General features: G+C 44.4%; 1 protein-coding gene. It reads right to left on the reverse strand.

The genetic code is table 11. The features are described 5' to 3' along the window. Positions 1–225 precede the first annotated feature (225 nt). Positions 226–426 carry a Flp family type IVb pilin gene (locus tag J7438_RS28135; RefSeq protein WP_286197007.1) on the reverse strand — a complete coding sequence of 67 codons (201 nt, stop codon included), beginning with the start codon at positions 424–426 and terminating at the stop codon, positions 226–228. Positions 427–516: the final 90 nt, after the last annotated feature.

The raw sequence follows: 516 nt of genomic DNA on the forward strand, positions 1-516 counted from the left end.
CAAAGTTTTTTCCGGGCTTGGTTGAGCTACGCCCAACAAACAAAAAAGGCTTCCTCTGTGCCTTTGTGTCTTTGTGGTTCAATGCTTTTATACCTTTCGCAACACCCTCGCTTTGCGTGGGAATGCAAACCGTACTTCTTGTCCGCTTGGAGTTGTCTTTTGGTACCGTATGCATTCCCACGGAGGACCGTGGGAACGAGGTCAGATCAAACACCACCACCGCTACTAGCCAGTACCAGTACCAGTACCAGTACCAGCACTATCAGGGGCAATAGCGTTAGCTGCTGTATCAAAGATATTGGTATCATTAAATGCAGTTGTTAAAGTCCCTACAGCAGCAATAACAGCACCTGCTAACAAAGCATACTCAACAGCAGCCAGCCCATCTTCTTCTTTAAGGAAATCGCGAATCAATTGCCTGATCATGTTAATAATCCTTTTACTAACTTTATAAATGTGATCGGTTTGGGAGCGATTGGTACTAATATCCCTACAATCGCTGGACATATATTAATC

It is taken from the genome of Thalassotalea sp. G20_0 (assembly GCF_017744175.1).
Taxonomy (GTDB): domain Bacteria; phylum Pseudomonadota; class Gammaproteobacteria; order Pseudomonadales; family Endozoicomonadaceae; genus Endozoicomonas.